The organism is Streptomyces sp. NPDC051684 (genome assembly GCF_044453445.1).
GTDB lineage: Bacteria > Actinomycetota > Actinomycetes > Streptomycetales > Streptomycetaceae > Streptomyces.
Genome location: NZ_JBITCS010000024.1, coordinates 125119 through 143844, shown reverse-complemented (window position 1 = coordinate 143844; position 18726 = coordinate 125119). Strand labels below are relative to the sequence as shown.

General features: G+C 73.2%; 17 protein-coding genes and 2 pseudogenes. 11 read left to right on the top strand and 8 right to left on the bottom strand.

From position 1 onward, the window contains the following. The 3 genes and pseudogenes from ACIA8D_RS27490 to ACIA8D_RS27480 form a co-directional block, all read left to right on the top strand. Positions 1 to 357: electron transfer flavoprotein subunit alpha/FixB family protein (locus tag ACIA8D_RS27490; RefSeq protein WP_399236355.1), on the top strand; the 357-nt coding region annotated here is incomplete at its 5' end. A 169-nt stretch (positions 358 to 526) separates the two neighbouring features. Continuing rightward, positions 527 to 1825 carry a DUF6986 family protein gene (locus ACIA8D_RS27485; protein WP_399236360.1) on the top strand — a complete coding sequence of 433 codons (1299 nt, stop codon included), beginning with the start codon at positions 527 to 529 and terminating at the stop codon, positions 1823 to 1825. A gap of 244 nt (positions 1826 to 2069) precedes the next feature. Further along, positions 2070 to 2420 (top strand): annotated as a pseudogene (locus ACIA8D_RS27480) (NUDIX hydrolase); the annotation flags it as partial. Between the two features lie 142 nt (positions 2421 to 2562). Here ACIA8D_RS27480 and ACIA8D_RS27475 read toward each other — a convergent pair. Next, positions 2563 to 3642 (bottom strand): annotated as a pseudogene (locus tag ACIA8D_RS27475) (LacI family DNA-binding transcriptional regulator); the annotation flags it as partial. A gap of 105 nt (positions 3643 to 3747) precedes the next feature. On the opposite strand from ACIA8D_RS27475, the gene ACIA8D_RS27470 reads away from it, so the two are divergent. Next, positions 3748 to 4710, top strand: a complete 963-nt coding sequence (locus ACIA8D_RS27470) for an ROK family protein (protein WP_399236354.1) — start codon at positions 3748 to 3750, stop codon at positions 4708 to 4710. A gap of 119 nt (positions 4711 to 4829) precedes the next feature. Here ACIA8D_RS27470 and ACIA8D_RS27465 read toward each other — a convergent pair whose 3' ends face one another. Then, positions 4830 to 5258 carry an STAS domain-containing protein gene (locus tag ACIA8D_RS27465; RefSeq protein ID WP_399236352.1) on the bottom strand — a complete coding sequence of 143 codons (429 nt, stop codon included), beginning with the start codon at positions 5256 to 5258 and terminating at the stop codon, positions 4830 to 4832. A gap of 633 nt (positions 5259 to 5891) precedes the next feature. Here ACIA8D_RS27465 and ACIA8D_RS27460 point away from each other — a divergent pair. Next, the gene (locus ACIA8D_RS27460; protein WP_399236350.1) at positions 5892 to 6887 is read left to right on the top strand and encodes an NUDIX domain-containing protein; all 996 of its coding nucleotides are present in this window, start codon (positions 5892 to 5894) and stop codon (positions 6885 to 6887) included. On the opposite strand, the gene ACIA8D_RS27455 is transcribed toward ACIA8D_RS27460, so the two are convergent. Beyond that, positions 6857 to 7612: an MBL fold metallo-hydrolase gene (locus ACIA8D_RS27455; protein ID WP_399236348.1), complete on the bottom strand. Its 756-nt coding sequence runs from the start codon at positions 7610 to 7612 to the stop codon at positions 6857 to 6859. The genes ACIA8D_RS27460 and ACIA8D_RS27455 overlap by 31 nt on opposite strands. A 74-nt stretch (positions 7613 to 7686) precedes the next feature. Further along, on the bottom strand, positions 7687 to 9051 hold the full coding sequence (locus ACIA8D_RS27450) for a dipeptidase (protein WP_399236347.1): 1365 nt from the start codon (positions 9049 to 9051) through the stop codon (positions 7687 to 7689). An 83-nt stretch (positions 9052 to 9134) separates the two neighbouring features. On the opposite strand from ACIA8D_RS27450, the gene ACIA8D_RS27445 reads away from it, so the two are divergent. After that, positions 9135 to 10433: a geranylgeranyl reductase family protein gene (locus ACIA8D_RS27445; protein ID WP_399236346.1), complete on the top strand. Its 1299-nt coding sequence runs from the start codon at positions 9135 to 9137 to the stop codon at positions 10431 to 10433. Between the two features lie 3 nt (positions 10434 to 10436). Here the strand turns inward: ACIA8D_RS27445 and ACIA8D_RS27440 are convergent, their stop codons facing one another. Continuing rightward, positions 10437 to 10895: a nitroreductase/quinone reductase family protein gene (locus ACIA8D_RS27440; RefSeq protein WP_399236344.1), complete on the bottom strand. Its 459-nt coding sequence runs from the start codon at positions 10893 to 10895 to the stop codon at positions 10437 to 10439. 149 nt (positions 10896 to 11044) lie between these two features. Here ACIA8D_RS27440 and ACIA8D_RS27435 point away from each other — a divergent pair, with 149 nt between their 5' ends. From ACIA8D_RS27435 to ACIA8D_RS27425, 3 genes are all read left to right on the top strand, one after another. Further along, on the top strand, positions 11045 to 11770 hold the full coding sequence (locus tag ACIA8D_RS27435; protein ID WP_399236342.1) for a TetR/AcrR family transcriptional regulator: 726 nt from the start codon (positions 11045 to 11047) through the stop codon (positions 11768 to 11770). 78 nt (positions 11771 to 11848) lie between these two features. Then, positions 11849 to 13102, top strand: coding sequence for a sensor histidine kinase (locus ACIA8D_RS27430; RefSeq protein WP_399236341.1), 1254 nt, complete (start codon positions 11849 to 11851; stop codon positions 13100 to 13102). Continuing rightward, complete coding sequence (locus tag ACIA8D_RS27425) at positions 13099 to 13764, top strand: response regulator (RefSeq protein WP_399236338.1); 666 nt, start codon at positions 13099 to 13101, stop codon at positions 13762 to 13764. The genes ACIA8D_RS27430 and ACIA8D_RS27425 overlap by 4 nt, the downstream gene beginning before the upstream one ends. Before the next feature lie 40 nt (positions 13765 to 13804). Here ACIA8D_RS27425 and ACIA8D_RS27420 read toward each other — a convergent pair whose 3' ends face one another. The 3 genes from ACIA8D_RS27420 to ACIA8D_RS27410 all read right to left on the bottom strand — a co-directional run bounded on the left by ACIA8D_RS27420 (position 13805) and on the right by ACIA8D_RS27410 (position 16642). Continuing rightward, the gene (locus tag ACIA8D_RS27420) at positions 13805 to 14545 is read right to left on the bottom strand and encodes a maleylpyruvate isomerase family mycothiol-dependent enzyme (RefSeq protein ID WP_399236336.1); all 741 of its coding nucleotides are present in this window, start codon (positions 14543 to 14545) and stop codon (positions 13805 to 13807) included. Positions 14546 to 14591: 46 nt separating this feature from the next. Beyond that, complete coding sequence (locus tag ACIA8D_RS27415; RefSeq protein ID WP_399236334.1) at positions 14592 to 15800, bottom strand: MFS transporter; 1209 nt, start codon at positions 15798 to 15800, stop codon at positions 14592 to 14594. Between the two features lie 62 nt (positions 15801 to 15862). After that, on the bottom strand, positions 15863 to 16642 hold the full coding sequence (locus ACIA8D_RS27410; RefSeq protein WP_399236332.1) for a DeoR/GlpR family DNA-binding transcription regulator: 780 nt from the start codon (positions 16640 to 16642) through the stop codon (positions 15863 to 15865). A 157-nt stretch (positions 16643 to 16799) separates the two neighbouring features. Between ACIA8D_RS27410 and ACIA8D_RS27405 the strand changes: the two genes are divergently transcribed. After that, complete coding sequence (locus ACIA8D_RS27405; RefSeq protein WP_399236330.1) at positions 16800 to 17702, top strand: SIS domain-containing protein; 903 nt, start codon at positions 16800 to 16802, stop codon at positions 17700 to 17702. A gap of 34 nt (positions 17703 to 17736) precedes the next feature. Further along, the gene (locus tag ACIA8D_RS27400; protein ID WP_399236327.1) at positions 17737 to 18588 is read left to right on the top strand and encodes a class II fructose-bisphosphate aldolase; all 852 of its coding nucleotides are present in this window, start codon (positions 17737 to 17739) and stop codon (positions 18586 to 18588) included. Positions 18589 to 18726 lie beyond the last annotated feature (138 nt).

Below are 18726 nucleotides of genomic sequence, written 5' to 3'. Positions count from 1 at the left end.
GTGGTCTCCGGCGGCCGCGGCGTCAACGGCGCCGAGAACTTCTCGGTCATCGAGGCGCTCGCCGACTCCCTCGGTGCGGCCGTGGGCGCGTCGCGTGCCGCGGTTGACGCGGGCTGGTACCCGCACTCCAACCAGGTCGGCCAGACCGGCAAGTCCGTGTCGCCGCAGCTGTACATCGCCTCCGGCATCTCCGGTGCGATCCAGCACCGGGCGGGCATGCAGACCTCGAAGACGATCGTCGCGATCAACAAGGACGCCGAGGCGCCGATCTTCGACCTCGTCGACTACGGCGTCGTCGGCGACCTCTTCGACGTCGTCCCCGCCCTGACCGAAGAGGTCAAGACCCGCAAGGGCTGAGACAGTTCCGACGCAGACGGGGCCGCGTGGTGTTCGCACCGCGCGGCCCCGTCCGCGTGACGGGACGACGAAAATGGCCCATTGACGCCGATCACGCCGACGGTTAACTTCGCTATACGGATTGTTGATTCCGTGAAGTGGAAACATCGAGCATATGGAGAGTGCAGGAATGGGTCAGCAGGAGAAGGTGTCGACGAGCCTCGCGGGCGCGGTCAGCGAGAGCATCAGCGCCTCACTCGCCCCGGTCGACGCGGAGCTCGCCCGCCGCTACCCGGGAGACCCCGGCACCCGTCAGCCCGTCCACACGGTGTACGTCCCCGGTGACGCCTTCGACGCCGAGACCATCCGCACCTGGGGCGACAAGGCGCTCGCGCAGCTCGACGAGCACGCCCCGGACGCCGCCTCCTTCGCCGCCGTCCTCGGCCTGGGCGAGGAGCTCGCCGAGCCGGTCTACAGCCGCGTACGCGCCAAGCTGGAGCGCGAGCCGGTGGAAGACCTGCGCGTCGACTTCGAGGACGGCTACCGGCCCGCCTCCGACGCCGACGAGGACGAGACCGCCGCGCGCGCCGCCCGCGTCATCGCCGAGGCGTACGCGAACGGCACGGCCGCCCCGTACATGGGTATCCGCATGAAGTGCATGGAGGAGGCGGTCCGCGACCGCGCCATCCGCACGCTCGACATCTTCCTCACCGGCCTCATGGAGCACGGCGGCCTGCCCGAGGGCCTCGTCCTGACCCTGCCCAAGGTGACGTACCCCGAGCAGGTCACCGCTATGGTGCGGATCCTGGAGGCCTTCGAGAAGCAGCACGGCCTGGAGCCCGGCCGGATCGGCTTCGAGATCCAGATCGAGACCAGCCAGTCCATCCTCGGCGGCGACGGCACCGCCACGGTGGCCCGCATGATCGAGGCCGCCGAGGGCCGCGCCACCGGCCTGCACTACGGCACCTTCGACTACAGCGCCTGCCTCGGCGTCTCCGCCGCGTACCAGGCCAGCGACCACCCGGCCGCCGACTACGCGAAGGCCGTCATGCAGGTCGCCGCCGCGGGCACGGGCGTGCGCGTCTCGGACGGCTCGACGAACGTCCTGCCCGTCGGCTCCACCGCCAAGGTGCACGACGCCTGGCGCCTGCACTTCGGCCTCACCCGGCGCGCCCTCGCCCGCGCCTACTACCAGGGCTGGGACATGCACCCCGGCCACATCCCGACGCGCTACGCCGCCGTCTTCGCCTTCTACCGCGAGGGCTTCGAGGCCGCCGCCGCGCGCCTGGCCGCCTACGCCAACCAGGCCGAGGGCGACATCGCCGACGAGCCCGCCACCGCGAAGGCCCTGGCCGGCTACCTGCTGCGCGGCCTCGACTGCGGCGCCCTCGACGTCGCCGAGGTCGCCCGCCTCTCCGGTCTCACCCGCGCCGACCTGGAGTCCTACTCGGCCCCGCGCCGCGGCGACCTGACGGCTTCGGCCCAGTAACACCCCGATCGGCCATTCAAGCCCCTGAGGCGATTGAGCAGCCCCCATCAGTCCGGCGATCGAGCGCCACGGTTCGGCATATCAAGCCCCTGCGGCGATTGAGTAGCGGGGCCCGGGGCAGAGCCCCGCGACCTCGACCACGGACGTCTGCTCAATCGCCGCAGGGGCTCAAAAGACCGGGGCTCTGCCCCATACCCCGCTCCTCAATCGCCGGAGGGGCTTGATCCGGGGCTACCCTCCCGGGATGGATCTACGGCTGGCGGCCTACGCCGTGTGCATCGAGGACGGACGAGTGCTCCTGGCACACGCCGTCACCCCCGGCGGCAGCCGAACATGGACGCTGCCCGGCGGCCGCGTCGAACCGGCTGAGGACCCCATCGACGCGGTGGTCCGCGAGGTCGCCGAGGAGACCGGCCTGACGGGTGAGGTCGAACGACTCCTGGGCGTGGACTCCCGCGTGGTCCCGGCAGCGGAGCGCCGCGTGCCCGGATCGCCCCCGCTGCACAACGTCGGCGTGTTCTACGCGGTCCGGATCACCGGGGGAGCGCTGCGGCCCGAACCCAACGGGGATACGGCCGAGTCGGTCTGGACACCGCCCGCCGCCCGGGGGGGGGGGGGGGGGGGGGGGGGGGGGGTGGTGGGGGGGGGGGTTGTGGCGCGCGGGGGGGGCCGCGGGGGGGGGGGCGCGCCGCGCGGCGCGCCCCCCCCCCCCCCCCCCCCCCCCCCCCCCCCCCGCCGCCCCCGGGCGGGAGCTCGCCCGAACCGCGCTGGATCAGCCGCGTCGTCAGCTCTATCCGCTGGGGCGGCAGCGCCGCGCCGTCCAGCTGCAAGAAGAGCCGGTCCGCCGCCGTGCGGCCCAGCTGCGCCGCGTCCTGCGACACCACCGTCACGCCCGGCTTCAGCAGGTCGCCCAGCTCGATGTCGTCGAAGCCGACCAGGGCCACGGGACGTTCGCGCTCTGACAGGACCCGGACGGCCGTGACCGTCACACGGTTGTTCCCCGAGAAGATCGCGGTGACCGGGTCGGGGCCGGTGAGCATCTCCTCGGCCGCGCGCCGCACCCGCTCGGGCTCGGTGGCACCGAGCGACACCCACCGGTCGTCGACGGCGAGTCCGGCCCCCTCCATGGCGGCCCGGTACCCGCGCAGACGCTCGACCGCCGTGTGGATGCGGGGCTGGTCGCCGATGAAGCCGATCCGGCGGTGGCCCCGGGCGATGAGGTGGGCGACGCCGTCGCGCGCGCCGCCGAAGTTGTCGGACAGCACCACGTCCGCGTCGATCTTCCCGGCGGGCCGGTCCACGAAGACGGTCGCGACACCGGCGGCGATCTCCGGCGCCAGGTACTGGTGGTCGGAGCCCGCGGGGATCACGACGAGCCCGTCCACGCGCCGCGCGCACAGCGCGAGCACCAACTCCTGCTCCCGCTCCGGGTCCTCGGCGCTCGACCCGTTGATCAGCAGCGCCCCGTGGGCCCGGGCGACCTCCTCCACGGCGCGGCTGAGCGGACCGTAGAACGGGTCGGCCAGGTCCTCCAGGACGAGTCCGATGCTCGCCGTACGCCCCTTGCGCAGGACGCGCGCGCTGTCGTTGCGCCGGAAGCCGAGCGCGGCGATCGCCTCCTGTACGCGGCGCTCGGTGTCCTCGGTGACACCCGGCTCCGCGTTGACGACGCGGGAGACCGTCTTCAGGCCGACCCCGGCCCGCGCGGCGACGTCCTTCATCGTCGGTCGGTTGCCGTAGCGGTTCTCGGTGCGGCGGGCGGTACGGTCCACTGTGCGCTGTCCTGTCCTGTCGTCGCGGCGTGTGCCGTCGAGCATAGGGCCTGGACAACGTTGTCAGATGCGGGAGAGACTGTCCAGCACTCATCGGCTGCCGACCAGCGGCCACCCATTCGACCTGCCTTTCCGGGGGAACAGACACTGATGCACAAGGACCTCGTCGCCGCGCTCGACATCGGCGGCACCAAGATCGCCGGTGCCCTTGTGGACGACCGGGGCCACCTCCTCGTCCGCGCGCAGCGGCCGACCCCCGCGCAGGAGGACGGCGACACGGTGATGGGCGCGGTGGCGGAGGTGCTCCGCGAGCTGACGGCCGACGCCGCGTGGCCCCGGGTGCGCGCTGTGGGCATCGGCAGCGCGGGACCCGTGGACCGTTCGCGCGGCACGGTCAGACCGGTCAACGTGCCGGGCTGGCGCGGGTTCCCGCTGGTCGACCGGGTGCGCGCGGTGACGGGCGAGCTGCCCGTCGAGCTGATCGGCGACGGTGTGGCGATCACGGCGGCCGAGCACTGGCAGGGCGCGGCCCAGGGGCACGACAACGCGCTGTGCATGGTCGTGTCGACCGGCGTCGGTGGCGGCCTGATCCTCGGCGGCGAGCTGCGCCCCGGCCCCACGGGCAACGCGGGCCACATCGGCCACATCAGCGTCGACCTCGACGGCGACCCCTGCCCGTGCGGCGCGCGCGGCTGTGTCGAGCGCATCGCCAGTGGCCCCAACATCGCCCGCCGCGCCCTCGCCGAGGGCTGGCGGCCGGGGGCGGACGGCGACGCCACGGCCGCCGCGGTGGCCGTGGCGGCCCGCGCCGGGGACCCGGTGGCGATCGCCTCCTTCGAGCGCGCGGCGCAGGCCCTCGCGGCAGGCATCGCGGCCACGGCGACGCTCGTGGAGATCGACATCGCGGTGATCGGCGGCGGTGTGGCGAAGGCGGGAGACCTCCTGTTCACGCCGCTGCGCCGCGCGCTGCGCGACTACGCCACGCTCTCCTTCGTGCAGGGCCTCACGGTGGTCCCGGCGTCGACGGGCACGGACGCCGGTCTCGTGGGCGCGGCGGCGGCCGCGCTGCGGGTGGGTCCGGGTGTGAACGGAGTGCGCCGACAGGCGGTTTGAGGGGCGGGGCCCCGGCCGGAGGTCGCTGTCCGGCCGACTGTCGGTCGGCCGGTCGGCGGCGCCCGGGCCGCCTGCCGCTGTCCGTGAGGCGGCCGGTCGCGGCGCTTCGTCACCCGCCGCTACCCGGGCAGCTGTCGATCCCTGCGTACCGCCTCGCCCACCGTCCAGGCCGGCGCGAGGAGTCCGGTCAGGCCGCCCAGGGAGATGAGGCGGAGCGTGAGGCGGTGGCGGCAGACCACGGTGAGGCGGGCGTCGTGCTCGACGGCCCTGTGCGCGGCGCGCTCCAGGAGTCTGAGGCCGGAGCAGTCGAAGAACGTGGTGCCGGTGAGGTCGACTGCCACCACCCGGTAGGGCCCCGCCGCCACCGAGTTGAGCAGCGGTGAGATCCGATGGAACGTCAGGATGTCGATCTCGCCGACGAGTTCGACGACGACGCAGTCGCCGACGGCGCGCAGCCTAGGCGCGGGGATGTCGTCCTCGGGTGCGGGCGTGATGTCGATGGCGCCGAGAACACCGAAAGCGCAGTCCTGGTGTCCGCTCTGTAGCATTTGGCCCCCCGGGTCACATGCCCGGCCGGGGCCGAAGGCGGTACCGGTCGGGTGGAACGAGGTCACCGGGGTCCTGGGTGCCTGGTCGATCACGCTAGCCGCAGGATTCCCACACTGTGGTGGCGTAACGATTCCCAAGCGGCTTACGTCACTTGAAGGGGTGAATAACCCCGAAATTCCTTGACGTCCAGAGGTGTTTGCCTCTGGGTGCCACCCGTGTGTTCGGCGCACACCCCGTGTGAACTCCGCACCGTCACCGGACGTGCACACACGGTGCCGCCCCGCGTCGTGGCGCGCTTGACTGGCTCGGAGAAAGCGCGGGAGGCCGTGATCAGGGCCGGTCGCCGACCGTCGGGCAGCGGTGGGCGTCATCCGGCCGGCGGGTCTCCCGCGCGCGGCTCCGGGGCTCCCCCCGATACCCGGAGTCGCACGGGCGGTGTCATGGCGTGCGACCGCCTGGTACGGAGAGCCCGCCTGCCGCGACTTCCCTGGGCGGTGGGCGGGCGCCGTACGTGGTGTCCCATGCCGCCGGGCGAGGCCGCTGGCGCATACATCGATCCCCTCATCAGCGGCTGGTTTCCGTGGCAGGGTGTTGCGGGCAAGCCACAGGGGGCCGATGGATGAGGGGGAACCGTGATCGTCTGGATCAACGGGGCGTCCCGCGCGGGCAAGACCACCGCGGCGCGGGAGTTGATCGACCTGATCCCCGACAGCACACTCTTCGACCCCGAGGTGATCGACGGCGAGCTGGAGCGGCTGCTGCCCGCGAAGCGTCTTGCCGAGGTGAGTGCCCAGCAGGACCTGCCGATCTGGCGGCGCCTCGTCGTCGACACGGCCGCGGCGCTCCTCGCCGAGCTCGGCGGTGTGCTCGTGGTGCCGATGGGGCTGCTCCGCCAGGAGTACCGCGACGAGGTCTTCGGTGGGCTCGCGGCCCGGCGGATTCCTGTGTGCCATGTGCTCCTTGCTCCTGGGGAAACGATCCTGCGCGCCCGTGACCCCGCCGGTGAGGCCCCCGCCGACATCGAGCCGTACCGGGCCGCGCTCGCCGGCTGGCTCACCGCCGACGCCTACCCCGTCGACAACGGCGCCCTGTCCCCGTACGAGACCGCGTTGCGCATCGCCGCCGCCCTGCGCACCGGGGACGCGCCGTCCTGCGACATCGTGCAGACGCCCGAGCCGACCGCCGAGACGGTCGCCGCGGGTGTGCTGCTCTTCGACGACGAGGACCGGGTGCTGCTCGTCGACCCCACGTACAAGCCGGGCTGGGAGTTTCCCGGCGGCGTCGTCGAGGCGGGTGAGGCGCCCGCGCGCGCGGGTGTGCGGGAGGTGGCGGAGGAGACGGGCATCCAGCTCGACGACGTGCCGCGGCTCCTGGTCGTCGACTGGGAGTCACCCGTGCCGCCCGGCTACGGCGGCCTGCGCCTCCTCTTCGACGGCGGCCGGCTCGTGGGCGCGCGGGCGCGCGAAGTGCTGCTGCCGGGGCCCGAACTGCGCGCATGGCGCTTCGTGACGGAGGCCGAGGCGGCCGTGCTGCTGCCGCCCGTACGCTTCGAGCGGCTGCGCTGGGCCCTCAGGGCGCGGGAACGCGGCGCCGCCCACTACTTGGAGGCCGGTGTCCCGGTGGGGTGATCGCGCGCCACCGCCGCCCGCAGCGCCGCGCCCGCCCCGCCCACCACCGGGTCGCCGTGCCCGAAGCACGCAACCTCGCTGTCGAGCGTGGCGAGCCGCCGGTACGAGGCGAGGGCCTGTTCCTTGTCCAGGTTGAACACGCCGAGGACGACCTGTCCGTCCAGAGGTGACACCGCGACCGCGTCGCCCGTGAACAGCACGCCGTGCGCCGGGAGATGGATCCCGATCGACCCCTCGGTGTGACCGGGCGCCCCGATCACACGTGCCCCGCCGCCGAGGTCGAGCGTGTCATCGTCGTTCAACTCCCTTACGTAGGAGGGGAGTACGGGTTCGGCGGGTGGCGGCGGGAGCAGGGTCAGCGCCTGCGCGTGGAGCGGGCGTTCCCAGTCCTCGTACACCGGGCCGGGGCCGGGCCTCTCGCCCCGCACGTACGGTGCGTCCAGTCGGTGCGCGCACACCTCGGCCCCGCTCAGCCGCGCGAACTCCCCGGCGCCGCCCGCATGGTCCTCGTGGAAGTGCGTGAGCACGATGCGCCGTACGTCGCCGGGGTCGTGTCCCCAGTCCCGTACGGCGTCCGCGATCGGCTCCGCCGCGCCGGGCGCGCCCGCGTCGACGAGGGTCAACTCGGCGCCGTCGCGCCAGAGATAGGCCTGGCCCACCGGGAAGCGCAGCATGCGCAGCCGGGGTGTCAGGTCGATGACGTCAGTGGGTGCGTAGGTCGTCATGCCCGCGACCGTACGAGGGGCGCGGGCAGGACGTCGTACGACTTGGCCCAGAGCAGATTCGCCCTGGAGTGGCGTCAGTTGGCGGCGGTCGCGTACTTCTGGAGGAAGAGGGCCTCCGCCACCGAGAGGCGCTCCAGCTCGTCGGGGGACACCGACTCGTTGACCGCGTGGATCTGGGCCTCCGGCTCGCTCAGGCCGATGAGGAGGATCTCCGCCTCCGGGTAGAGCGAGGCGAGCGTGTTGCACAGCGGGATCGAGCCGCCCTGGCCCGCGTAGCTCATCTCCTGGCCGTCGTACGCCTGCTTCATGGCGTCCGCCATCGCCGCGTACGCGGGGCTCGCGGTGTTCGCGCGGAACGGCTGGCCCTGGCCGACCTGTTCGACCTTCACCCGCGCACCCCACGGGGTGTGCGCCTCGATGTGCGCCATCAGGAGTTTCGTGGCCTCCGCGGCGTCGGTGCCCGGCGGGACGCGCAGGCTGATCAGCGCGCGGGCGCCCGCCTGTACGGAGGGCGTGGCGCCGACGACGGGCGGGCAGTCGATGCCGAGGACGGTGACGGCGGGGCGCGCCCAGATGCGGTCGGCGACCGTGCCGGAGCCGATCAGGTCGACTCCGTCGAGCACCTTCGCGTCGCCCCGGAACGCGTCCTCGTCGTACTGCAGGCCGTCCCAGGACTCGGCGGAGTCCAGGCCGTCTACGGTCGTCGAGCCGTCCTCGGCGCGCAGCGAGTCCAGGACGCGGATCAGGGCGCCGAGTGCGTCGGGGGCGGCGCCGCCGAACTGGCCGGAGTGCAGGTTGCCTTCGAGGGTGGCCATCTCGACGCGGACCAGCGTCATGCCGCGCAGGGTGGCCGTCGCGGTGGGCAGCCCGACGCGGAAGTTGCCCGCGTCGCCGATGACGATGGTGTCCGCGGTCAGCAGCTCCGGGTGCTGCTCGGCGTAGCGCTCCAGGCCACCCGTGCCCTGCTCCTCGGAACCCTCCGCGATCACCTTGATGTTGACCGGGACGCCGCCGTTCGCCTTCAGCGCGCGGATCGCCAGGAGGTGCAGGAGCACGCCGCCCTTGCAGTCGGCCGAGCCGCGCCCGTACCAGCGGCCGTCCGCGCGCTCCGTCAGCTCGAACGGGGGCGTCACCCACGCCGCCTCGTCCAGTGTCGGCTGGACGTCGTAGTGCGCGTACAGCAGCACCGTGGGCGCACCCTCGGGGCCGGGCAGGAATCCGTACACCGACTGCGTGCCGTCCGGGGTGTCGAGCAGCGCCACATCCTGGAACCCTTCGGTGCGCAGCGCGTCGGCGACCCAGTTGGCGGCGCCCTCGCTCTCGCTCCTCGGGTACTGCTCGAAGTCCGCCACCGACTTGAAGGCGACCAGTTCGGTCAGCTCCGCCTTGGCCTTCGGCATGAGCGAGGCGACGGTTTCGGCAATCGGATGCGGCGACATGGGCACGCTCCTCGTAGGTGCGACGTTGTGCAGGGTGTGCGGAAGATCCTCCCACAGGGGGCTCGCGCACGGCCCGCCGTAGGATGCCTGGGACAGGTGCGGCAGGCATTCCAAGATGGCCGAAACGGGAGCAGCAGACCATCGTGAGCAGCGAGATTCCGGCGACGGACGGCACGGACGGCAACGAGACGGGCGACGGCGGGCCCTCCGGGAGCGTGTGGGACGTCGTCGTCGTGGGCGCGGGCCCGGCCGGCGCCTCCGCCGCGTACGCGGCCGCGAGCGCGGGGCGTCGGGTGCTGCTCCTGGAGAAGGCCGAGCTGCCCCGCTACAAGACGTGCGGCGGCGGCATCATCGGCCCTTCGCGGGACGCGCTGCCGCCCGGCTTCGTGCTGCCGTTCAAGGACAAGATCAACGCGGTGACGTTCTCCCTGAACGGCAAGTACACCCGCACCAGGCGCTCCAAGAAGATGCTGTTCGGGCTCATCAACCGGCCCGAGTTCGACGCCCAGCTCGTCGAGCACGCGCAGAAGGCGGGCGCCGAGCTGCGCACCGGTGTCACGGTGACCAGCGTCGAGCAGCACGGCAGCGCGGTGCCCGACCGGCGCACCGTCGCGGTCGGACTGCAGGGCGGCGAGACGGTCCTGGCGCGGGCCGTGGTCGGCGCCGACGGCAGCGCGAGCCGGATCGGGGCGCACGTCGGCGTGGAGATGGACCAGGTCGACCTCGGCCTGGAGGCGGAGATCCCGGTGCCGCAGAGCGTCGCCGAGGACTGGCAGGGGCGGGTCCTCATCGACTGGGGGCCGATTCCCGGCAGTTACGGGTGGGTGTTCCCCAAGGGTGACACGCTCACCGTCGGCGTGATCTCGGCGAAGGGCGAAGGGGCCGCCACCAAGCGGTACTTGGAGGACTTCATCGCGCGCCTCGGGCTCGCCGGCTTCGAGCCGTCGATCTCGTCCGGGCACCTGACGCGCTGCCGTGCCGACGACTCGCCGCTCTCGCGCGGCCGGGTCCTGGTGTGCGGCGACGCGGCGGGCCTTCTCGAGCCGTGGACCCGGGAGGGCATCTCGTTCGCGCTGCGTTCGGGGCGGCTCGCGGGGGAGTGGGCGGTGCGCGTCTCCGAGGCGCACGACGCGGTGGACGCTCGCCGCCAGGCGCTGAACTACGCGTTCGCCGTCAAGGCCGGGCTCGGCGTCGAGATGTCCGTCGGCAAGAGCATGCTGGCGGTCTTCGAGCGCAAGCCGGGCCTGCTGCACGCGGCGATCACCTCGCTGCGCCCCGCGTGGAACGCGTTCGCGAGGATCACGCAGGGCTCGTCGTCCCTGGGCGAGCTGGTGCGGACGCATCCGGTCGCGGGGCGGGCGCTGTCCCGCCTGGACCGCTGACGGTCATTTGACCGTGATGCGGAAGACCGGGTGGTCCGGCGAGGCGGCGGAGAGCTCGGCGTCCGTCGACTTCGCCGTGACGCCCTTGAAGTAGTCGTTGACCTGCCAGCCCCAGCGCTGCAGGTAGGTGCGCAGCACCTCGCGCTTGAGGTCGTCGTCGGACAGCTCGACGGCCTCGAACGTGCGGACCTTGCGGCCCACCCGTAGCTCGCCGCCGCCCGCGGCGAGCATGTTCTTCACCCACTGCGAGTGGCCGCGGGCCGAGATCAGGTACTGCGCGCCCTCGTACGTGTGCGGGTTGACCGGGATGTGCTGCATCTGACCGCTCTTGCGGCCCCGCACGGAGAGCTCCGCCGAGCCGGCGAGGCTCAGCCCGCGGCGGGCCAGCCAGCCGACGGCCTTGTTCATGCGCAGGGCGTTCGGGCTTGCCTTGAGGTAGTAGGGCTCGGACTGTGCGGCCATGGTGACCCCCTGATGGCGATTCGAGAGCGGTGCTCTCGCTTGAGAGCAGTGTGCACCCGTTCCGTGATCCACAGCAAGAGCAGTGCTCTCTTTTTTGAGCGGCGCACCTCAATGTGTGCACCGCTCCGCATCCGTGGAACACTCGAACCATGAGTACGAGCCGCAGCACACCCCCACGGACCACCAGTGCCGCCCAAGGAGCCCGCGCCCGTGCCCGGCAGGAGGTCACCGCCGCGATCAAGGACGAGGCGCGCAGGCAGCTCGCCGAGAGCGGCGCGGCCAAGCTCTCGCTGCGCGCCGTGGCCCGCGAGCTCGGCATGGTCTCCTCAGCGCTGTACCGCTATTTCCCCAGCCGTGACGAGCTGCTGACCGCGCTCATCATCGACGCGTACGACGCCCTGGGCAGGGCCGCGGAGCGCGCCGACGTCGGCTTCGTCCGCACCTCGCCGGCCGTCGAACGCTGGAGCGCGGTGTGCGGGGCCGTACGGGACTGGGCCCTGGCGTATCCGCACGAGTACGCCCTCATCTACGGCTCGCCCGTGCCCGGCTACACGGCTCCGGACAGCACGGTCGAGGCCGCCGCGCGCGTCGGTCAGCTGCTCATCGGGATCGTCCGCGACGCGCACCAGGGCGGCGGTGTGACGCCGCCCCCGCTCGCCGAGGGCCTGCGGCCCGAGGCCGAGCGCATGGCCGCGGACCTTGCGCCCGATCTGCCGCCCGAGGTGGTGGCCGCGCTGGTCGCCGCGTGGGCGCAGTTGTTCGGGCTCGTCGGCTTCGAGCTGTTCGGCCAGTTCAACCGCGTCGTCGAGGACCGCTCGGCCTTCTTCGCCCACGCCGTGTCGCGGCTCGCCCAGGACGTCGGGCTCCCCGCGTAGTCGTACTCCCGCGGAAGTACGTGTGATCACCTCGCACGGCGGACGCCCGGGACGGTCCCCGGCGCTTAGCGTGGCGGCATGGACGAGCAGCGCGTACGCGACGACGGCCCGCCCCGGCAGTGGGGCGGGCCGCCGTGGCTGCGCGAGCGGTGGGCGCGCGGACCGGCGGCGGGGGAGCGGCGGTGGCCGTGGCGGTCCACGCTGCTCGTCACCGCGTTCGTGCTCGCGGGGACGAACTTCGCGGCGCACGGCCAGGCGGGCGAGCGCGCCGCCCTGGACGTGTTCGCGCGGCTGCTGATGCTCGCCGGGGGCGCCCTGCTCCTGTGGCGTCAGCGCCACCCCGTCCTCGTCGCGTTCGGCACGACGGCGTGCGTGACCGTGTACCTGGGGGCCGGGTATCCCTACGGCCCGGTGTTCCTGCTCGTGGCCCTCGCGTGCTTCTCCGCGATCGTGGCGGGGTGCCGGTGGGCGGCGTGGGGCGCGGCCGGGATGCTCTGGGCGGGGCATCTGCTCATCGGGCACTGGCTGTACGCGTATCTCCCGCCGCCCGGCGACGGGCCGACCCCATGGGCGCAGGAGGGGATCGTCGCGGCCTGGGTGCTCGCCGTCATGGCCGTCGCCGAACTGGCGCGGGTGCGGCGCGAACAGTGGGAGCACGCGCGCGTGGAGCGCGAGAAGGCCGCCAGGCGGCGGGCCGACGAGGAGCGGCTGCGCATCGCCCGCGAACTGCACGACGTGCTCGCGCACTCGATCTCCGTGATCAACGTGCAGGCGGGCGTCGGGCTCGCCCTGCTCGACACCGACCCGGAGCAGGCGCGCACCGCGCTGACCACCATCAAGAGCGCGAGCAAGGAGGCGCTGGGAGAGGTGCGGCAGGTCCTCGACACCCTCCGGGCGCCGGGTGAGGCGCCCCGCGCACCCGCGCCCGGCCTCGATCGGCTCCCGGAACTCGTCGACCAGGCGGCGGGCGCGGGCCTCACCGTCGACGTCACCACCGACGGGCCGCGGACGGCGCTGCCGCCGGGCGCGGACCTCGCCGCGTTCCGCATCGTGCAGGAGGCGCTCACCAACGTCGTACGGCACTCGGGCTCACGCCACGCGCGCGTACAACTGGCGTACGGGGACGGCGCGCTGACGCTCACCGTCGACGACGAAGGACCCGCGACCCACGCCGACGCGGGCGGCAGCGGCAACGGGCTCGCCGGAATGCGTGAGCGCGCCGCCGCCCTCGGTGGCACGATCGAGGCGGGCCCGCGCGCCGACGGAGGCTTCCGGGTCGTCGCGGAACTCCCCTTCACCACGACCGCCCGCGCACCCGAGGAGCCCCAGTGATCCGCGTACTGCTCGCCGACGACCAGTCGCTCGTCCGCGCCGGATTCAGGGCACTGCTCGACGCGCAGAGCGACATCGAGGTCGCGGGCGAGGCGGCGAACGGCGAGGAAGCGGTGCGCCTGGTGCGCGAACTGCGGCCCGACGTCGTGCTCATGGACATCCGGATGCCCCTGCTCGACGGCCTCGAGGCGACCCGCCGGATCGGCGAGGACTCGGACCTGGAGGCGGTGAAGGTGGTCATGCTCACCACGTTCGAGCTCGACGAGTACGTCTTCGAGGCCATCCGCTCAGGTGCCTCCGGCTTCCTCGTCAAGGACACCGAGCCCGACGAGCTGCTGCGCGCCGTCCGGGCCGTGGTGCACGGTGACGCGCTGCTCTCGCCGGGCGTCACCCGGCGTCTGATCGCCGAGTTCGCGGCGCGCTCGAAGGAGCCGGCGGCCGCGGCGCCGCTCGCCGAACTGACCGAGCGGGAACGCGAGGTGATGGCGCTCGTCGGCATCGGCCTGTCCAACGAGGAGATCGCCCGCCGGCTCGTGGTCAGCCCGCTCACCGCGAAGACCCATGTGAGCCGCGCGATGGTGAAGCTGGGCGCCCGCGACCGGGCCCAACTGGTCGTCCTCGCCTACGAGTCGGGGCTCGTACGGCCGGGGTGGCTGGGCTGATCCCGGCCGGGCTGACCCCCGGCCGACGCGCCGCCCGGCCTCACACCCCCGACTGCTCCCGCCACAGCGCGGCGAGCCCCTGGTCGCCGGTCACCTCCGGGAACGGCAGCCGGTTCCACAGCGCGAGGTAGAGCCGGGCCGCGCCGCCGGACAGCTCGCACTCCGCCTCACCCGTGTCGCCGCGCTCGGCGGCCGGCGGGTCCCGCGTGATCCGCACCGTCCACACGGCGTCCGTGTCGACGGCCCGTACGCGCAGGGTCCGGGGCACGTCCGAGCGCACCCTGCTGCGTTCGCGGGCGTGGAAGCCGGTGAGGAGCTCGTCGATGCCGTCGACCGCGAACTCCGGGGTGATCGCGGTGGGTTCGTGGCCGCCGATCCGGGACAGGGCGGACTCCGCGTCCACCCGGTGCACGGTCGTCTCGTGCGCCTGGCGGCGCGCCCAGAACGCCAGCGGCGAGGGGGCCGGGAGGAAGGCCCAGCACTCCACGTCGGGCCGCGCCTCCGTCAGCGTGTCCACGAGCCGGCGGTGACCCTCGCGGTACCAGGCGAACAGGGCGTCGCCGTCCAGGTCGGAGCGGTCCTCCATCCGCTGCGGCTTCAGGAGACCGTCCGCGACGTACGAGGTCGCCCAGCGGTGCACCGCGCCCTGGTGCCGCAGGAGATCGCGGATCTCCCAGCCGGGACAGGTCGACACCTTGGCGTCGACGCCCGCCTCCTCGGCGACCGCGGCGAGCAACCGGCCCTCGTCGTCCACCATTCGAATGTGCTCGGCAATCTGCATACGCAGAGTCTGCCGCCCAACGGGTGTGCCCGCGCAAGACAATTGATCACGTCGTCGCGACGCGACGTGTCGCGAAGCCGATCGTGGCCGCGACGGCGGCCAGCAGCGCCACGCTCGTCAGGGCGGCCGACAGCGAGAACCAGTCCGCCATGAAGCCGATCGCGGGCGGGCCGAGCAGCATGCCGCCGTAGCCGAGCGTGGACGCCGCCGCGACGCCGGTCGGCCCGGCGAGCGCCCCGGCGCGTTCGATCGCGACGGGGAAGAGGTTCGCGAGGCCGATCCCGGTGATCGCGAAGCCGAGCAGCGCGAGCCACACCGTGGGCGCCAGCGAGCCGAGCAGCATGCCGAACGCGCCGGTCAGGCCGCCGGCCACCAACGTCCGGGTCCTGCCGAGCCGTTCGAGCAAGGCGGTGCCGGTGAGCCGGCCGATCGTCATGGCGAACGCGAAGCACGAGTAGCTGGCGGCCGCGACGCCCGGGTGGGCGTGCAGATCCTGCTCCATGTGCAGCGCGCTCCAGTCGGCCAGCGCCCCCTCACCGTACGCCGTGCACAGCGCGATGAGGCCGAAGACGAGGACGAGGAGGCGGGTGCGGCCGTCGATGCGGACCGGCCCGCGCCGGTCGTCCTGCGGCGCAGGCTCGGCCGGGCCCGGCGCCGGGTGGCGCAGCAGCGTCGGGGCGGCGCACGCGGTGACGACGAGGCCGAGCGCGGCGATCGCCATCAGGTGCTTGGTGGGGGACAGGTGTGCCGCGACCAGTCCGCCGAGGCCCGAGCCGACCATGCCGCCGAGGCTGAACGCGGCGTGGAAGCTCGGCATGATCGGCCTGCCGAGGGCGCCGACCAGGTCGACGGCCGCGCTGTTCATCGCCACGTTGATACCGCCGTACGCCGCCCCGAAGGTCAGCAGGACGAGGCCGAGCGCGAGGGGCGAGTGGGTGAGCGGCGGCAGGATCACGGTCAGCGGGAGCAGCACGCCGCACGCGACGGTCACCGCGTGCGAGCCGAAGCGCCGGCACAGCCGCCCGGTCAGCATCATCGTGACGACGGCGCCCGCCGAGACGCCGAGCAGCGCGAGGCCCAGGGCGCTCGCGGAGGCCCCCGTCTGCTCCTTGACGGCGGGGATGCGCACCACCCACCCGGCGAAGACGAAGCCGTCGAGCGCGAAGAACGCGGTGATGGCGAGGCGCAGCCGGGCCAGGGACGCGGCGCGGGGGTCGTCGGCACTGACGGCCCGGAGTTTGTTCAGTAGCGGCACAAAGCCAGAGTAGGGCGCGACCGCGCAGCCGAACAAGGGGTTCGCGTGCCGCCGGACGCAGGTCACACGGTGAGCACGCGCACCCCTGCCTCCTCGAACCGCGCCAGTGTCGCGTTGTCCGCCGCCGTGTCCGTGACGAGGACGTCCACCTGTGCCACGTCGCAGATCCGGGCGAACGCCCGGTGGCCCAGCTTGCTGGAGTCGGCCGCGACCACCACGCGCTCCGCCCGCTCGCACAGCATCCGGTTGATCGCCGCCTCCGCCTCGTCGTGCGCGGACGCGCCGTGCGTGACGTCGAGGCCGACGACGCCGAGCACCGCCGTGTCGAGCGTGACCTGGCCGAGCACTCCGTCGGCGAGCGGGCCGATCAACTCGTAGGACTGCGGGCGCGCGACCCCGCCGGTGAGCACGATCTTGAACTGGGGCCGCACCGCCAGCTCGTTGGCGATGTTGAGCGCGTTCGTGACGATCGTCAGCGCGGGCGTCCCGGAGGCGAGGTCGGGCCGGACGGCGAGCGCACGCGCCACCTCCGTCGTGGTCGTGCCGCCGGTGAGGCCGACCGCCTCGCCGGGCGTGAGGAGTTCCGCGACCGCCTTGGCGATGCGCTGCTTCTCGGCGGCGCCGAGCGCGGACTTGTAGCGCAGCGGGAGTTCGTAGCTGACCCCGTGCACGACCGCGCCGCCGCGGGTGCGCACCAGCATCTGCTGTTCGGCGAGCCCGTCGAAGTCGCGGCGGATGGTCGCGGCGGAGACGCCGAGCTCGCTCGCCGCGTCCTCCACGTCCAGGCGCCCGCGCTCGACGAGCAGTTCCAGGAGGGACTTCCAGCGGGCGTCGCGGGACATCGGCGGCTCCAACTCGTCGTTCGGTTCGGTGGCACGACCTTAACTGGCATGCGCACTAATGCTTGATTGTGCGCGAAAGCTGGCTATATCTTGCAGGAACACGCAATCAGTGAACGCGCCCCCAGAGGCGTGACCAACCGCGGAGTGGGGGCACGGCATGAGCAAGGTCCACAAGGAAAGCCACGTCGGATTCGAACTGAACAGCCAGCCGGAGTGCTGGACGCGGGCCGCGTCCCTCGCGACCCGGCACAAGGCGGCGCTGCCCGCCGCGGGGGAGCGGGTCGCGATCGTCGGCTGCGGCACCTCCTGGTTCATGGCGCAGGCCGCCGCCGCTCTGCGCGAGCAGGCGGGCCAGGGCGAGACCGACGCGTTCGCCGCGTCGGAGTTCCCCTCCGGCCGGTCCTACGACCACGTGATCGCGCTGACCCGGTCCGGCACCACCACCGAGGTCCTCGACCTCCTCGCCGCGCACCGCGGCAGGTCCCGCACCACGGCGATCACCGGCGACCCGGCGACCCCGATCGCGGACGCCGCGGACGACCTGGTGGTCCTCGACTTCGCCGACGAGCAGTCGGTCGTCCAGACCCGTTTCGCCACCACCGCGCTCACGCTGCTCCGCGCGCACCTGGGCCTGCACTCGGAGCAGGCGGTCGCCGACGCGCGCACGGCGCTCGCCGAGCCGCTGCCCGAAGGTCTCGTCGACTGCGGGCAGTTCAGCTTCCTCGGCCGCGGCTGGACGGTCGGCCTCGCGAACGAGGCGGCGCTCAAGATGCGCGAGGCGTCCCTGTCCTGGACCGAGGCGTATCCGGCGATGGAGTACCGCCATGGCCCCATCAGCGTCACCACCTCCGGCACGGTGACGTGGATGCTCGGCGAGGCCCCCGAGGGCCTGGCCGAGCAGGTCGCCGCGACGGGCGCGCTCTGGATCGAGGGCAGCCTCGACCCGCTGGCGGAACTCGTCCGCGCCCAGCGCCTCGCGGTCGCCGTCGCGGCCCGCAAGGAACTCGACCCGGACCGCCCGCGCCACCTCACCCGCTCGGTGATCCTCGACGCCAACTGACCCGTACCGCACGGCTCTTGAGAAGGGAGGGGCAGTGCCCCTCGCAGCAACAGGGACCCTCGTGGGCGCGGCGGCGACCCGGCACGGCGCCGTGGTCGCGTTCAACGTGATCACCCTCGAACACATCGAGGCGGTCGTCGCGGGCGCCGAAGCGGCCGGCGCCCCGGTCGTCCTCCAGATCAGCGAGAACGCGGTGCGCTACCGCTACGGCCGCCTCCTGCCGCTGGCCCGCGCCGCGGTCGCCGCCGCCGAGGGCGCGCGCGTCGACGTCGGCCTGCACCTGGACCACGTACAGAGCGACGACCTGCTGCGGCAGGCCGCCGACGCCGGGTTCGGCTCGGTGATGTACGACGCCGCGCGCCTGCCCTACGACGAGAACCTCGCCGCGACCCGCGCCGCCGCCGACTGGGGGCATGCCAACGGCCTGTGGGTGGAGGCCGAGTTGGGTCAGGTCGGCGGCAAGGACGGGGCGGCGCCGCTGGACGCGCACGCGCCCGGCGCCCGCACCGACCCCGGCGAGGCCCGCGCCTACGTCACCGACACGGGCGTCGACGCGCTCGCCGTCGCGGTCGGCTCCTCGCACGCGATGACCACCCGCACCGCCACGCTCGACCACGACCTGCTCAAGCGCCTCGCCGACGGCCTCGACGTCCCGCTGGTGCTGCACGGTTCGTCCGGCGTGCCCGACGGTGAACTGGCGGCGGCGGTCCGCGGCGGCATCGCCAAGGTCAACGTCGGCACCGCGCTGAACATCGCGATGACCTCGGCCATCCGCGAGTTCCTCACCACGCACCCGGAAGCGGTCGACTCGCGCAAGTACCTCGGGGTGGCGCGCGAGGCGATGGTGCGCACCGTGAGCGAACTCATCGGGGTGATTCGCGGCTGAGGGGGGCGTTCCCGGCGGGCCCGTCGTTCCCGGTGGGCCGGCGGCTAGGGCTTGTCGTGTTGGTGTGGGCCCCCCCCCCCCCCGCGGCCAAAAAAACAAAACCCAAAGGGCGCACTCAAACGGGAAGAACCACAAAAG